This window comes from Agrobacterium sp. B1(2019) (genome assembly GCF_008274755.1).
GTDB lineage: Bacteria > Pseudomonadota > Alphaproteobacteria > Rhizobiales > Rhizobiaceae > Agrobacterium > Agrobacterium salinitolerans.
In genome coordinates this window covers 1,767,627-1,782,574 of the sequence record NZ_VTPB01000001.1, presented here as the reverse complement: position 1 = coordinate 1,782,574, position 14,948 = coordinate 1,767,627, and the positions used below count along the sequence as shown (strand labels likewise).

Below are 14,948 nucleotides of genomic sequence, written 5' to 3'. Positions count from 1 at the left end.
ATTTCCAGAAAAAGTGGGGTTCGGTTTTCCGTCCGAAATGCGCCAAAGCGAGTAGGTGGCTCGCCACCGCCGTCAGGACTGGGTGGCGGCGATGGTGATCGCCGCCAGGTAAACGACGAAGGCCATGATCGCGATAGCGCCGATGATGACGACGATGCCCTTGCCGGCGCGTTTTTTCTCGGCCTTGTTTTCATTGGCTTCGGTCGGAAACAGGATCGGATCGCTGGTGTCGCGGATTTTGGTCATGCCGTTTCTCCTTATCCGTGGAATGGGCGCTGTCGGTCTATCAACCGCCCAATCCGCCAAAAGGTTCCTCAGGGTTTCAGCGCCCAGCTGGTGGCGTGCATCACCGCGCCGGGGGCGGCCTTCAACAGCGCCGAACGCACCGGTTCGAACCCTTCGATGCGCTTGGTGCCCACATATCGGCCGCGATTGGCGAAGACTTCGATGGAGCCGTAATCGAGGAAGATGCGGATGCGGGATGCCTTGGCTCCCTTGGCGATATAATGCGGCGAGGCACCGTCGCGCCCGTCCTCATGGCGGATCCACAGCCCTGTTTCATCCGACACGACGCCCAGAGTGACCGTCGGATGATCGAGCAACAGTTCGAAGGGCGCGCCGGGCGAGGCAAGCTCGAACAATATTTCCACCGCACCGTTGATAAAGGTCACGCGTTCGCCAGCGGCAAGCCGCGTGCGGTCGAGAATATGGCTGCGCAGGCTTTCCGCCGCACCGATGGGCGGGGTCAGAAGCTCGCCGTTCACATAATGAATCCGGCGCGGCAGCGTCATGGAGGTGGGGAAATCGATTTCCGGATTGGCATCCGCCCAATTGGCCAGCCAGCCGATGCCGATGATGCTGTCGCCATCCAGAAAGGCCTGGAAGGCGTAATTGTCGGTGCCGAAATCCAGCTCCTGCCCGGTTTCCTTTGTGAAGACCTTGCCGTCGAACCAGCCGACATCGGCCATGGTGAGGTTCTTGCGGCCGGTCTCCGGGTCCTCCGAATGCATCAGCCCATAGACCAGCACCCAGCGGGTGGAGCGGGCATTGGCGGGTCCATCGAGCGGCAGCAGGCAGGGGCATTCGATGGCCGTGGTTTTATATCGCGTTTCCACCCACAGCTTGCCCACATAGGTCCAGCCCGATGCAGCGGTGGGGTCCTGCGTCTCGTAAAGCAGAATGACGCCGCCGCCATCGCTCTGGCTGCCGAGCACCATTTTCCATAAGCCATCGGGGCCGCGGAAAACATAGGGGTCACGGAAATCCGGCGTCAGCCCCTGTCCGTCCGGGCGGTGGCCCAGAATGACTTCGGCCTGTCCGGCCATGATGAGATCGGAGGAGGTGGCGGTGAGCTGAATCTGCTGTTCGGGAATGCGGTCCTGCACCTGCTCGGTGAAGAAGACGCGAATGCCCGTTCCTTCAACCAGCGGAATGGTGGAGCCGGAATAGGCGCCGCCCCGCTTGTCCGGTCTTGTCGTCAGATCTTCGGAAGGGAAAAGGAAAATCGGCAGGTGTCGCCAGCGCAGATAATCCGACGAGACGGCGTGGCCCCAATGCATGGTGTTCCAGCGCAGCCCGTGCGAATAATGCTGATAGAAGAGATGCGGCCGCCCCTCGAAACGACCGAAACCGTTCGGGTCGTTCATCCAGCCGAAGGGCGGGCGGAAATGATAGCTGCCGGGAAGTTCGGGTGCGGCATTGTCCGGTTTGGTATGGACGACGGTGATGCCGGTTTCCAGCACGTCCGACGCGGTGAACCAGTAGATGACGGAAACGGCGGTTGTGACCGTATCGTAACTGATCTCCACATGACCGCCACCGAAAACCTGATAGATTCGAAAACCGAACTCTTCCGTGTTGACGCTTGAAACTTCAGCGAATTTTCCGTTCTGATTGGAAAAGGAGACGGCACCCGGCTCGGCGTCTTTCTTCGCCTTCAGCCAGACATGGAAGGTGGCGTTGACGGGCAGATCGGTGTGAATGGTGCGGATGGCGCTTTCCGGTTCGGCTGCGGCTTCAACGACGGTCATTGCATTTCCTTTCCTTGGGCGTTCTGCGGGTCAAGCATAGGAACGATGATGGCGCAGTAAAGTTCATTGCGCAAAATTGAATGAAGCAATCCAGAAGCTGTCGCATTTATCGCTCGCATCCGCCGTCTTCCGGCCCCATATAGGGGCAAAGCAGGGAGTTTACCCGTGATGAAATTCGACAATTCCTATGCCCGCCTGCCAGAGCGGTTCAGCGCCGCCGTGTTGCCGACCCCGGTGAAGGCGCCGCGTCTCATCGCCTTCAATCGCGAGCTGGCCGATGAACTCCTTTTCGATGTGGCCGGCCTTGACGATGAAAGGCTGGCGGCGATCTTTTCCGGCAATGTCGTGCCGCAGGGGGCCGAGCCGCTGGCCATGGCCTATGCCGGCCACCAGTTCGGCGGTTTCGTGCCGCAGCTGGGCGATGGCCGCGCAATTCTGCTGGGTGAAGTGATCGACAGGAACGGAGAACGCCGCGATATCCAGCTGAAAGGCTCCGGCCCGACGCCGTTTTCGCGCAGGGGCGACGGTCGCGCGGCGCTCGGCCCTGTCCTGCGGGAATATATCGTGTCGGAGGCGATGTTTGCGCTCGGCATTCCCGCCACGCGGGCGCTGGCGGCTGTCCTCTCCGGCGAGAGGGTGCAGCGTGAGGTCGGCCTGCCGGGCGGCGTCTTCACCCGCGTTGCGGCAAGCCATATCCGCGTTGGTACCTTCCAGTTCTTCGCCGCGCGCGAGGACAACGAAGCGATCAGAAACCTCGCGGATTACGTCATCGATCGGCATTATCCCGAGGCGAAACAGGCGGATAATCCCTGTCTCGCCTTGCTGCAGGGCATTGCGCAACGGCAATGCGACCTCATCGCCCGCTGGATGATGGTGGGCTTTATCCATGGTGTCATGAACACCGACAATATGGCGGTTTCCGGCGAAACCATCGATTTCGGCCCCTGCGCTTTCCTTGATGAATATCACCCCAACAAGGTCTTTTCCTCCATCGATGCGCAGGGCCGTTATGCGTTCAACAACCAGCCCGGCATCGCGCAATGGAACATCGCCAGGCTGGCGGAATGCCTGTTGCCGCTGCTCGATCCGCAGGTGGAAAAAGCCGCCGAACGCGCCAATGCCGTTCTCGCCGATTTCGCCGCCGCCTTTCCCCAGCGCTGGCTTGCCGGCATGCGCGAAAAGCTTGGCCTGACGGTGGAGGAAGAGGGCGACATGGATCTGGTGCAGGCGCTGCTGGCACTGATGCAGGCATCGGAAGCGGATTATACGCTGACCTTCCGGCGTCTTTCCCATGCGGCCAATGGCGACGCCGAGCCGTTTCGCGGCATGTTCGTCGATATCGCGGGGGCGGACGAATTTCTGGAGCGCTGGCGGGAAAGAGCCGGTCGCGAGGGGACTTCCGATTCCGAAAGGTCAGCGGCGATGCTGGCCGTCAATCCGGCCGTCATCCCGCGCAACCATCGGATCGAGGAGCTGATCGAGGCGGCGGTGGAAGAGGATGATTTCGAGCCCTTCCACGCCATGCTGAGAGCGATCGCCACGCCTTTCGAGGAGCGGCCGGATAACTTTGTCTATATGCAGCCGCCGATGAGCCACGAGCGGGTGTTTCGGACGTTTTGCGGGACGTAAGCGTAGCGCTGATCCGCAACGCCGGAGCGAGCGAGTGCCTGTTTCGCCTTCTCCCCGAGGGGGAGAAGGTCGCGGCAGCGGGATGAGGGGGCAAGGGTGCGATCCATCGCTGGCGTCGCCCCCTCATCCGACCCTTCGGGCCACCTTCTCCCCGGCGGGGAGAAGAAACCGGCGGCAATGCTGTGCCCTCAAGTCACCCCACCCGCGCCAGCGGCTCATGCGCGCCGTAATAGTGGCCGAACCGGTTTTCGAGGAACTTCGGTAGCGCCACTTCTTCCTGCCGCACGAAGCCCTTCTGCGGCAGGGTGCCTTCGGCGAGCAGATCGAGAACCGTGCAGATGCCGGCGGCGGTGGTGATCTGGATGGCGCTCATCATCCGGCCGGAAACCGGGCCGGCATAGACCTTGTTGGCATAGGTTTCCTGCAGGAAACGGCCGTTGCGGGTGCCGCAGACGGTGACGAAGACGATGACCACATCCTGCATCGTGCCGGGCAGGGCGTTTTCGAACAGGTCTTTCAGCACATCGCGGCGGTTGCGCAGGTTGAGATCATTCAACAGCGCCTTCATTATCGCCACATGGCCGGGATAACGGATGGTGCGGTAATTCATCGTTCGCACCTTGCCTTCCAGCGTGGCGCAGAGCGTGCCGAGGCCGCCCGAGGTGTTGAAGGCCTCGTAGGTAACGCCGTCGAGCGAAAATTCCTCACGTTCTTCCAGCGCCGGAACGGCGGTGAGGCGGCCTTCGACGATCGCTTCGCAGGGCTCGATATATTCGTTGATCAGCCCGTCCGTGCTCCAGGTGAGATTGTAATTGAGCGCATTGGACGGATATTGCGGCAGAGCGCCGACGCGCATGCGCACGCTGTCCAGCTTGTCGAATTTGGCGGCAAGATCGGCGGCGACGATGGAGATGAAGCCGGGGGCGAGGCCGCATTGCGGAATGAGCGCCGTTTCGGCGGTTTCCGCCAGCGCCTTGACCCTGCGGGTGGATTCCACGTCTTCGGTAAGATCGAGATAATGCGTGCCGACGGCAACGGCCGCTTCGGCAATCCCCGCCGTCAGGTGAAAGGGGGCGGCGGAAAGCACGGCGAATTTGCCTTTCAGCAGTGCTTCCAGAGCGGGACGGTCGGTGATGTCGACGATTTCGGTGTCGACCCGCTCATGCGCCGGCACATTGGCCAGCTGATCGGCCGAACGGTCGGCGACGGTGATGCGATAATCGCCTGATGCGGCCAGCATCCAGGCGATTGCCGAACCGATATTGCCCGCGCCGATGACGACAATGTTTTTCATGTTTTTGTTCCCCGCAGTGAATGCAAATGTGTCAGCGCAGATACGCTTCAAAGACAGAATGCCAGTTTTTATTGACGATTCGTAGCTTCACTATGTGCGGATAGAAGGTTAATGTTAGGCAATAAGACGACAGGATTGGTCATTATGACGATTACCGACAAGGATCGGGCGCTGCTCGCCCTGCTTTCCGAAAATGCCCGCATGCCGGTGGCGGAGCTGGCGCGCAAACTCGGCCTTTCGCGCACCACGGTACAGGCCCGTATCGAGCGACTGGAAGCGGACGGGGTGATTGCGGGTTATGGCCTCAGGCTTTCGGAAAGCTATCTTTCCGGGCTGGTGCGCGCCCATGTGCTGATTACCATCGCTCCCAAGGCATTGCCCGGCGTCACGGCGGCTCTTGCCGCCATCAAGGAGGTGACGACGCTGCATTCGGTGAGCGGCACTTTTGACCTCATCGCCATTCTGGCCGCACCTTCGATCCTCGATCTAGACCAATTGATCGACCGCATCGGCGCGCTTGACGGCGTGGAGCGCACGCTGTCGTCGATCATTCTGTCGACGCGGATTTCGCGGTAGGGGCGTTTCCCTTGGCTAAGCCGCAGCCCTCTCGTCATAAGCCCGCTGCGCCGCCATCACCGCATCGATATTGCCCTCCGCCCAATGGGCAAGCGCCGCCACCGTGTCGGTCAGCGTCCGCCCCAGCGGCGTCAGCGAATATTCGACCGTGACGGGAACCGTTGGAAAGGCCTGCCGGGAAATCAGCCCGTCACGTTCGAGCTTCTTCAGTGTCTGCGACAGCACCTTCTGCGATATGCCCTTGATCTCGCGCCGCAGCAGGTTGAAGCGCACGGGATCGCGCCGCAGCTTGTCGAGGATCAGCAGCGCCCATTTGTCGGCGATCCTGTCCAGCACCATGCGTGTCGGGCAGCGATCTTCATAAACGTCATAGACATTCGCCATCGACTTTTCTCCATTGTTTCAAGTCCATGCCGGTTTCCGCAAGGAAACCAGCTAACCGAAAAGTGCTCTCTTTTCATGATTTCGCAAACGCAGTACCTGTGTTTTCGAAACATGGTTTCAATTAGATACTAAGGAGATTTGAGATGACAGGCAAGATACTCGTGATCGGTTCCACCGGCACCATCGGCACGCCGCTGGTCAAGGCGCTCGTCGCCAAGGGCGAAAGCGTCAAGGCGGCCTCGCGCAGCGGCAAGGCGGCGGACGGCGCGGAAGGGGTGCGTTTCGATTATACCGACGTCTCGACTTACGCCGATGCCTTCGACGGCGTGGACCGCCTGTTTCTGCTTTTGTCCGGTGGGCGTCTGGACGCCATCGACGCTTTGACGCCCGTTGTCGAGGAGGCCGCGCGCCGCAAGGTGAAGATCGTCTTCCTCAGCGTTCTCGGCGTCGATGCCGACGATTCCATTCCCTATCGCCAGATCGAGCTGAAGATCATCGCGTCGGGCACACCTTACGTCATCCTTCGCCCCAACTGGTTTGCCGATAATTTCCACAGCTACTGGAAGGCCGGCATCGACCACGGCCAGATCGCCGTGCCGGCGGGCGAGGGCAAAACGAGCTTCATCGATGTGCGCGATATCGCCGACAGTGCCGCCGCAGCCCTGACCTCCGACGCCTTTAATGGCAAAGCTTTCAACCTGACGGGCCCGAAGGCCATTGGTTATGGCGAGGCCGCTGCGTTGATTTCGCAGGCGATCGGCAAGCCGGTCTCTTACGCCGCCGTTTCGGATGAGGTCTTCATCGGCATCCTCACCGGTGCGGGCGTGCCGCAGGACTACGCCTCGTTCCTCGCCTCGATCTTTTACCCCGTGCGCGAAGGTTGGACAGCCGTGGTGACCGACGACGTGGAAACGCTGACCGGCCATGCGCCGCGTTCGCTGGAAACTTATATCACCGACAATCTGGACCGGCTTAAAGGCTAAGGCTCAAAACGAGCCCGCCGCGCTTAGGCCGGATCGGTGGAGCCGCGGCGGGCCTTGAAAAACATCTTTAGCCGCTGGATTTCCTCGGCACTCCATCCTTCCGGCGCGGTGACCTCCGTCCATGCATCGATATAATGTTCCGGCGCATAGACATGGCCGTAACCGATCGGTGCGGTGGTCGCGGCAGCGACATCCAGTCCAAGCTGCAGCAGCGTCACCACCGGGAACCAGCGGAAAGACGTGGAAACGTCAGGCCCGTGATGCGCCATCCATTGCGGCCGCCGGTAAAGCGAGGCGGCCTCGAAGAAGGTGATCGGGTCGCTGGCATATTGCAGATAGACGATGCGCATCGGGCCCCATTTCGCATCGGGCATGTGCGCAGTTGTATATTGGTTGGCAAAACGGATGACGGAGGAATCGCGGAAACGCGGCAGCCATTCCGGCGTACCCTTCACCCGGCCATTGGTGGCCATGCGCCATGTGGGGCTGGAAAAGGGCGGGCCGCTCCACAACGCACCCTGAAACGGATCAGAGAGCACGTCGTAAAGATCGGAGGATTTCTGCGAATTGAGCGAACCGAGGCTGAGACCGTGCAGGTAGAGCTTTGGCCTCGTTTCCTTTGGCAACGTCGTCCAATAGCCATAGACGGCCTCGAATAGCGCGCGCGCCGTCTCGACACCGTAATCCGGCTCCGTCAGCAAGGCGATCCAGCTGGAGAGATAGGAATATTGCACGGCGACGCTGGCGATATCGCCATCATGCAGATATTCGACCGTGTCGAGCGCTTCCGGGTCGATCCAGCCGGTGCCGGTGGGAATGACCACCAGAAGCACCTTGCGCTCAAAACCACCGACCCGTTTCAGCTCTTCCAGCGCCAAGGCCGCCCTTTCTTCCGGCGTCGACGCCGAGTTGAGACCCGCATAGACCCTGAGCGGTTCCTTGGCCGGGCGATGGGTGAAGGCGGATATCTCGGCGCCATCAGGGCCTTCGGCGACGAATTCACGCCCGCGACGGCCGAGTGATTCCCATGTCATCAGCGAGGCGCTGCTGCCCGTCTTGAGCGCGTCCGACGGGCGCGGCACGTCGGGTTCGATCAGCGCATCCACCTGTTTCAGCGAAGAATCGGCAAATTTCAGGCCGATATCGAAGATCAGCCCGTTCAGCAGCATCCAGGAGAGGACGATTGCCGCGGCAATCCCCAGCACATTGGCAAGGCGGCGTGGCAGAAAATGACGGCTGCGTGCGGCAAAGAATCGGCGGATCAACTGGAACAGCCGGCCCGCGCCGATGAGGATGGCGGCGACCAGCACCGCAAGGCCGCCCGTTTTGGTGGGGTGGGCGCTGGGCAGCGGATCGAGCTCCATCAAAACGCGAATGGAATTCTGCCAGTCCTTCGCCTGCCATAAAAACGCGATTGCCGTGATGGCGGCCGCAAGCGCGATGAGAAAACGAATGCCGCGCGCATTGTGACGGGAGGGTTCGGGCAATTCCAGATAGGCCCAGACGGCATGCACGGCGACACCGATCAGATAACCGATGGCAAAGGAAAAGCCGCACAGCACGCCCTGCATCAGCCAGGTGCGCGGCAGGAGCGACGGGGTAAGGGAGGCGCAGAACAGAATTGTGCCAAAGACGATGCCGGTTGCCGAAAGACCCGCAAACAACCGCTTAACCCATTGTTTCACCAACTTGACCCGCCCCTCATGCTCACCGCCTGGTGCTGAGTGTAATATGCGGCGGGCGACGGTGCAAATCCCATGGCAAGGATAAAAATCACAAAAATAGGAAAATAATCCTTTACAGCGTGACGGTGGTTTGATAGTGTTTGGTTACGGTCGGAGATTTGCGGCTGAAGATGGTGCACGGTCCGAAGGGTTGTCTCCGGTTTGACGGCAAGCTTCCCTATATCGTTTGCCACCCAGCCGCCGCGCCGTTTCCTTCTCTGGCCACAGCCTTTCTCCTCGTCATGCCGGGCTTGACCCGGCATCCAGCCGACGTGCGTCTGCGCGGCGAAAAGACTTTTCCAGCCCAATGACTTGGGCTGGCTGGATTCCGGCTCAGGGCCGGTATGACGGGGAGAAAGATGCTCCGTCGCGTAACGTAATCACTGCCATTTTTCTCGCAGGCCAATCCATGACAAGCTCCCACATTTGCGAGCCGGCGCTCTACGGAGCCTGGCCGGAAAGGCCCGCTTATGCGGTTGAGGACGCGTTTGAAACCGCGCCCGAGATCAAATCGCGGGCTGACAGGCTGGCCGCCGAAGATGCGGCGCGCAACGGCAGTCTGCGGCAGTTGCTGAACGAGCTGACGGAGGAGATGCGGGATCAGGTCTGCTTGTATCGCAATCTTCGGCAATCGGGCGAGGCGGGGCTTTTGCCTGATGCTGACGACACGGAAGGCAAGCAGGCCCGCGCCGATGTGAAGGTTGCGACCGATCAGATGTCGCTCATCGTCCGCACACTGGAGCGGATCGACGCTCTGCAACGGGTGCTGGCGGAAGAGCGGCAGGCGCTGATGGGCGAAGATGAAAACGATACGCAGGATTATGAGGCGGCGGTGGCGCATTTCCTCAACCGCATCGACGAACTGGCTGAACAGAAATGCCGCGCGAGGCTGGAGGCGATGGCAGCGTCCGGCACTCCGGCGGGGTCTGATTGAGGCATGGCGGACGTTTTGACCGAAGTGAGCCTTCAGGCGCAGGTCTTCAACCTTCTGCGCGACTGGCGGTTCATCGGCAACCTGCCGCAGCAGCCGCCGGAAGGCGACTGGCGGACATGGCTGCTGATCGGCGGGCGCGGTTCCGGCAAGACGCGGGCCGGGGCGGAATGGGTGCATCATGTCGCGTCTGCCGGCAAGCAGTCCGATTTGCGCATCGCGCTCGTTGCCGAAACGCTGGGCGACGCTCGCGAGGTGATGATCGACGGTATTTCCGGCATATGCCGCATAGCCCGCCGCCATCGCCCCGCCTTCGAGGTGTCGCGACGCCGGCTTCTTTGGCCGAATGGCGCGATGGCGCAGGTGTTTTCCTCCGAAGACCCGGAAAGCCTGCGCGGCCCGCAATTCCACATGGCCTGGGCGGATGAACTGGGCAAATGGAAATATCCGCAGGAAACCTGGGACATGCTGCAGTTCGGTCTGCGCCTGGGTGAGGCGCCTCGGCAACTGGTAACCACCACGCCGCGGCCCATTCCGCTGCTGAAGGCGCTTCTCGCCGATCCCTCGACGCGGGTGGCGCGGATGCCGACGGCCATGAATGCCCGCAATCTCTCGCCCGGTTTTCTCAAAGCCATGCAGGACCGTTACGGCGGCACACGGCTTGGCCGTCAGGAAATCGGCGGTGAACTGATTGACGAGCGCGAGGGCGCTTTGTGGAAACGCGCCGATCTGGAAGCGATCGTCGAAGCGGAACATGAGCCGCTCACGCGGATCGTCGTCGCGGTCGACCCGCCAGCGGGCGTGGGGGAACATTCCTGCTGCGGCATCGTCGTGGCCGGGCTCGGCATGTCCGGGCGTCTTAACGTGCTTGCGGATTGTTCGGTGGAGGGTGAAACACCGGCCGGCTGGGCCCGCGCCGTCACCGCCGCCTTTCGTCGCCACGAGGCGGACCGGGTGGTGGCGGAGGTCAATCAGGGCGGCGAGATGGTGCGCGCCATGCTGCAAAGCATCGACGCCAACCTGCCGTTGACGCTGGTGCGGGCAAGCCGCGGCAAGTTCACCCGCGCCGAGCCGGTTGCGGCACTCTACGAGCAGGGCAGGGTGCGCCACGCCGCACGGTTCGAAAAGCTCGAAGACCAGATGACGGATTTCGGACCGGATGGCCTGTCATCCGGGCGCTCGCCGGACCGGCTGGATGCGCTCGTCTGGGCGATCACGGCGCTGACGATGATGGTGGTGAGTGAACCGAAGGTGCGGGGAATGTGAGGTTCGCGATCATCGGGTCCCGCGCATGAGAGCCAATTACGGGTTGAGTGAATGCTGCCTGTTTCTTCTCCCCGCCGGGGAGAAGGTGGCGCGCAGCGCCGGATGAGGGGGCCACGGTCAATATTTGCTGAGAGGGTAGAGAGGTGCGGAGAACTCGCCCCCTCATCTGACCCTTCGGGCCATCTTCTCCCCGCCGGGGAGAAGAAAAGCGGGGCACCATCAACGCCCGAAATCGGGCGTCTGGCAGGTCTTATTTCTTAGGGGATTGCGCCGGTTTCGGCTGGGAGCCGGTTTCGCGCATCTGGCGCCACTCGTTTTCGAGGCGGTCATAAACGGTCTGGGGGATTGTCGCTGTCATGGTGGCATTCCTCCTTGAATGGTTAACGCAGCTGAACTGCGCGGTGAATGGAGTAAGCCCGCTAAGGTTCCGAAATTCAAGGAATTTTTTACCTCAATCCCCCAGCCCTCGGATTAAAATCGATTAAGATTTTTTCAAATCGATTTAGTTCTGACGGCCGTCATGTGGGAAAAACCGGGCGTCATATCGCCTGTCATTTTCAGGAGCCTTCCATGGCCTATGATGAGGCGCGATTCTTCGCGTCGGCGCGGATTTCCATTTTCGGCGGTCGCCTGCGCGCCGCCCAGCTCGCCGGCACGAAAACGATGCTTGCCGGTTTCGAAAAGGCACTGCCGGGCGGCGATCCGCGCTGGCTCGCCTATATGCTGGCGACGGCCTTTCACGAGACGGCGGCGACCATGCAGCCGGTGCGCGAGACGCTGGCGGCAAGCGACGCCGAGGCGATAGCCAGACTGGACCGCGCCTTTGCGGCGGGCAGGCTACCCATGGTGCGCAAGCCCTATTGGCGGCCGGACACGGAGGGGAAAAGCTGGCTGGGTCGCGGCTTCGTGCAACTGACGCATCGGCGCAATTACAAGGCCATGTCGGTGCTGACCGGCGTCGATCTCCTGGACCGGCCGGAGCGGGCGATGGAGGCGGAGGTGGCCACCGGGATCCTGATCCACGGCATGGCGGGCGGCGGTTTTACCGGCCGCAGGCTTTCCGATTTCTTCAGCGACAGGCGCGAGGATTGGGACGGCGCCCGCGCCATCATCAATGGCAGCGACAGGGCGCGGCTGGTGGGCGGTTACGGGCGCGCATTTCATCACGCGCTTGTCGCGGCGCGGATTGAACCCGGGCGGGCCAGATGATAACCCGTTACCCGGTGCCGAAAAGGCCGCCTTTTAAGTTTGCATGACAGGTGACACCGTGATCCGCCATATCGTCTTTTTCACCGTTCCCGAGGAAAACCGCGACGCCGTGCGCAGGGGGCTTTCCGGCCTGACCGCGATACCGCATTCGCTGAAGCTGGAAATCGGCGAGAACGTGAAAAAGGACCAATGGGGCAATTCGGTCGATTTCATCGTCTATGGCGAGTTCGAAAACGAGGCGGCGCTCGCCGCCTATAAGGCCGACCCCGCTTATGATCTTTCGACCCGCACGGTAAAGCCGCTGCGCGAGACCCGTGTCGCGGCCGATTTCGACAGCGACACGGCGGTGAAAGCGCCGATCCGGTAAACGTCCGGTTTCGTCTGCGACGTGACGCGCATGCACACTTAGTCTGCTGACAACGGGCGCCAACCTTCCTCCGTCATAGGGCTCAGGCCCCTCCGCCCTCCTGTGCTTGTCACAGGAATCCAGTCGACGCGCGTCTGCGCGGCGATAGGACTCTTTTCAGCCCAAGGACTTGGACTGGCTGGATCCCTGTGACAAGCACAGGGATGAGGGCCGGACGGGAGGCTGAGCCGCCATCAAAACAAGGACAACTCCATGCGATTTCCCTTCTCCCTGCCGTGGCTGCGCCCGGCGGATGGCAGAGCCGTGCCTGAAAGCCGGAAAATGGCCGATGGCTTCATGGCGGTTGCCGTGCAGGGCGGGCAGGCCTTCTGGTCGGGCCGGTCCTATGCCGCGCTTGCCCGTGAAGGCTTCATGAAAAACCCGGTCGCGCACCGGGCCGCCCGCATGGTGGCGGAGGCGTCGGCCTCGGTCAGCTGGCTGCTTTATGATGGCGATGAGGAACTGACCGATCACCCGCTTCTGGCGCTGCTTCTAAAACCGAGCGCCCATATGGGCGGCCCGGATTTTTTCGAGGCGCTTTATGGCCACCTCATGCTCGCCGGAAACGCCTATATCGAGCCGCTGACGGTGGGCGGGCGGCTGCGAGAGCTGCATCTTCTGCGGCCCGACCGGGTCAGCATCGTCGAAGGGCCGGATGGCTGGCCGGTAGCTTATGATTACCGCGCCGAGGGCCGCGCCTCCCGCCACATCGCCGCCGAGCGCGACGGGCTGGGGCTGCTGCACCTGAAACTTTTCCATCCGCTGGATGACCGGGCGGGTTTTGCGCCGCTCGCCTCCGCAGGGGCCGCGCTCGATCTGCACAATGCCGCAAGCCAGTGGAACAAGCGCCTGCTCGACAATTCCGCCCGGCCATCCGGCGCGCTGGTCTACCAGCCGAAGGAGGGCGGCAATCTCTCCACCGAACAATATGAACGGCTGAAGCGTGAGCTGGAGGAGGGCTATCAGGGGGCGATGAATGCCGGCCGGCCTTTGCTGCTGGAAGGCGGGCTGGACTGGAAGGCCATGGGCCTTTCGCCGCGCGACATGGATTTTCTGGAGGCGCGCAACGGGGCGGCGCGCGATATCGCGCTTTCGCTCGGCGTGCCGCCGATGCTGATCGGCATTCCCGGCGACAATACCTATGCCAATTACCAGGAGGCGAACCGCGCCTTTTATCGTCTGACCGTCCTGCCGCTGGTTTATCGCACGGCGGCGAGGCTCTGCGGCTGGCTTTCTCCGGTCTTCGGCCCGGGGTTGAGGCTCGAACCCGATCTCGACAAGATTGCCGGGCTTGCCGGCGAGCGGGATGCGCTCTGGTCCCGCATCGGCGCGGCCTCGTTCCTGAGCGACGAAGAAAAGCGCGAAGCCGTCGGTTATTAATCGCCGTCCGGCGGGATCGAAACCCCGGTTTCCTGTTCAATCATTTTCTGAAGAACCGGACTCTCTTTGTGAGGTCTTCCGCCCAAGCTTCTCCGAAGATTCGCAAAATCACCCGGCGCAGGCGCGCAGGAAGCGCCTGCGTGCGACGCCGCGCGTCCGCCCGATAACAACATCCTAGAACGGAATGATTACCCATGTCTGAATTCGCCAACGAGGCCGGCATCTGGGCCGCCCGCATCACCGGCGCCGTGGCGGGCGCGGGTGTATCGCTCGTTTATCTCCTGCCGAAAAGCAAACGCGAGGCCGCGAGCCGGTTCATCACCGGCGTTTCCTGCGGCATGATCTTCGGCGGGCCTATCGGCCTGTGGATCGTGCAGCTGCTCGATATCGCCGGCGCGCTTTCGGGCCGGGAAATCATGGTGGCGGGTTCCGCCGCCGCCAGCATGGGCGCGTGGTGGGGGCTGGGCCTGCTGGTGCGCATCGCCGACCGTTACGGTGCGCGCCCGCGCGCCTGACACTTCCTTCCCATCGCAGGAGTTTTCCATGCACGTTTATAGCGGGCCGCGTCCCGCCACGCGCAAATTCGCCAATCTGGAGCTGCGCGGCATTGCCAGCGACGGCACCTTTTCCGGCTATGCCAGCGTTTTCGGCGAGGTCGATCTCGGTCAGGATGTCATAGAGCGCGGCGCTTTCCGCCGCTCCATCGAGGAGCGGGGCGCAGCCGGCATCCGCATGCTCTACCAGCACGATCCGGCCGAGCCAATCGGTGCTTGGCGCACCATCCGCGAGGACGAGCGCGGCCTTTATGTCGAGGGCGTTCTCGCCCCCGGCGTCGCCCGCTCCCGCGAGGTGCATTCGCTGATGAAGACCGGGGCGCTGGACGGGCTGTCCATCGGCTTTCGCACCGTACGTTCCGGCAAGGCGGCCAGCCAGGGTGTCCGGCGCATTCTGGAAGCCGATCTGTGGGAAATCTCGGTCGTGACCTTCCCGATGCTGCCCTCGGCGCGCGTTTCCGACGTCAAGCATGCCCGCTTCTTCCGCGACCGCGAGACCGAGCTGGTGCGCAGCATGCGCCGCGCCGCCCGCGCCCTGTTCGACATGACACCCAAACGCTGACTTCCGGACAATCACCAAAA

Annotated in this window: 15 protein-coding genes; 10 read left to right on the top strand and 5 right to left on the bottom strand. The window is 62.1% G+C overall.

All coding sequences use genetic code 11. The features are described from left to right. Window positions 1-72 precede the first annotated feature (72 nt). On the bottom strand, window positions 73-246 hold the full coding sequence (locus AGR1_RS08875; protein ID WP_077982677.1) for a hypothetical protein: 174 nt from the start codon (window positions 244-246) through the stop codon (window positions 73-75). A gap of 68 nt (window positions 247-314) precedes the next feature. Further along, window positions 315-2,030: a glycoside hydrolase family 32 protein gene (locus tag AGR1_RS08870; RefSeq protein WP_149146714.1), complete on the bottom strand. Its 1,716-nt coding sequence runs from the start codon at window positions 2,028-2,030 to the stop codon at window positions 315-317. A gap of 168 nt (window positions 2,031-2,198) precedes the next feature. On the opposite strand from AGR1_RS08870, the gene AGR1_RS08865 reads away from it, so the two are divergent. Continuing rightward, window positions 2,199-3,659: a protein adenylyltransferase SelO gene (locus AGR1_RS08865; protein WP_149147312.1), complete on the top strand. Its 1,461-nt coding sequence runs from the start codon at window positions 2,199-2,201 to the stop codon at window positions 3,657-3,659. A 193-nt stretch (window positions 3,660-3,852) separates the two neighbouring features. Here AGR1_RS08865 and AGR1_RS08860 read toward each other — a convergent pair whose 3' ends face one another. Then, window positions 3,853-4,953, bottom strand: coding sequence for a saccharopine dehydrogenase family protein (locus AGR1_RS08860; RefSeq protein ID WP_149146713.1), 1,101 nt, complete (start codon window positions 4,951-4,953; stop codon window positions 3,853-3,855). 144 nt (window positions 4,954-5,097) lie between these two features. Between AGR1_RS08860 and AGR1_RS08855 the strand changes: the two genes are divergently transcribed. Next, window positions 5,098-5,529 carry an Lrp/AsnC family transcriptional regulator gene (locus AGR1_RS08855; RefSeq protein ID WP_077982674.1) on the top strand — a complete coding sequence of 144 codons (432 nt, stop codon included), beginning with the start codon at window positions 5,098-5,100 and terminating at the stop codon, window positions 5,527-5,529. 15 nt (window positions 5,530-5,544) lie between these two features. On the opposite strand, the gene AGR1_RS08850 is transcribed toward AGR1_RS08855, so the two are convergent. Beyond that, entirely contained in the window at window positions 5,545-5,913 is a 369-nt protein-coding gene (locus tag AGR1_RS08850) for a helix-turn-helix domain-containing protein (protein WP_080791101.1), read from the bottom strand. 143 nt (window positions 5,914-6,056) lie between these two features. Between AGR1_RS08850 and AGR1_RS08845 the strand changes: the two genes are divergently transcribed. After that, complete coding sequence (locus AGR1_RS08845; protein ID WP_149146712.1) at window positions 6,057-6,896, top strand: SDR family oxidoreductase; 840 nt, start codon at window positions 6,057-6,059, stop codon at window positions 6,894-6,896. 23 nt (window positions 6,897-6,919) lie between these two features. Here the strand turns inward: AGR1_RS08845 and AGR1_RS08840 are convergent, their stop codons facing one another. Continuing rightward, a complete protein-coding gene (locus tag AGR1_RS08840; RefSeq protein ID WP_162927520.1) occupies window positions 6,920-8,560 on the bottom strand; it encodes an alpha/beta-hydrolase family protein in 1,641 nt (546 codons plus the stop codon). Between the two features lie 469 nt (window positions 8,561-9,029). Between AGR1_RS08840 and AGR1_RS08835 the strand changes: the two genes are divergently transcribed. From AGR1_RS08835 to AGR1_RS08800, 7 genes are all read left to right on the top strand, one after another. Continuing rightward, the gene (locus AGR1_RS08835) at window positions 9,030-9,554 is read left to right on the top strand and encodes a hypothetical protein (protein ID WP_080791097.1); all 525 of its coding nucleotides are present in this window, start codon (window positions 9,030-9,032) and stop codon (window positions 9,552-9,554) included. A 3-nt stretch (window positions 9,555-9,557) separates the two neighbouring features. After that, window positions 9,558-10,817: a DNA-packaging protein gene (locus tag AGR1_RS08830; protein ID WP_162927401.1), complete on the top strand. Its 1,260-nt coding sequence runs from the start codon at window positions 9,558-9,560 to the stop codon at window positions 10,815-10,817. 570 nt (window positions 10,818-11,387) lie between these two features. Then, entirely contained in the window at window positions 11,388-12,026 is a 639-nt protein-coding gene (locus AGR1_RS08825) for a hypothetical protein (RefSeq protein WP_080791096.1), read from the top strand. Between the two features lie 58 nt (window positions 12,027-12,084). After that, window positions 12,085-12,393 carry a Dabb family protein gene (locus tag AGR1_RS08820; RefSeq protein WP_003522330.1) on the top strand — a complete coding sequence of 103 codons (309 nt, stop codon included), beginning with the start codon at window positions 12,085-12,087 and terminating at the stop codon, window positions 12,391-12,393. Between the two features lie 252 nt (window positions 12,394-12,645). Then, window positions 12,646-13,812 (top strand): phage portal protein, encoded by a 1,167-nt coding sequence (locus AGR1_RS08810; protein WP_080791095.1) that lies wholly within the window; start codon window positions 12,646-12,648, stop codon window positions 13,810-13,812. Between the two features lie 194 nt (window positions 13,813-14,006). Beyond that, window positions 14,007-14,327 carry a DUF6107 family protein gene (locus AGR1_RS08805; RefSeq protein WP_080791094.1) on the top strand — a complete coding sequence of 107 codons (321 nt, stop codon included), beginning with the start codon at window positions 14,007-14,009 and terminating at the stop codon, window positions 14,325-14,327. 28 nt (window positions 14,328-14,355) lie between these two features. Further along, on the top strand, window positions 14,356-14,928 hold the full coding sequence (locus AGR1_RS08800; RefSeq protein WP_149146711.1) for an HK97 family phage prohead protease: 573 nt from the start codon (window positions 14,356-14,358) through the stop codon (window positions 14,926-14,928). The last annotated feature ends 20 nt before the right edge of the window (window positions 14,929-14,948 follow it).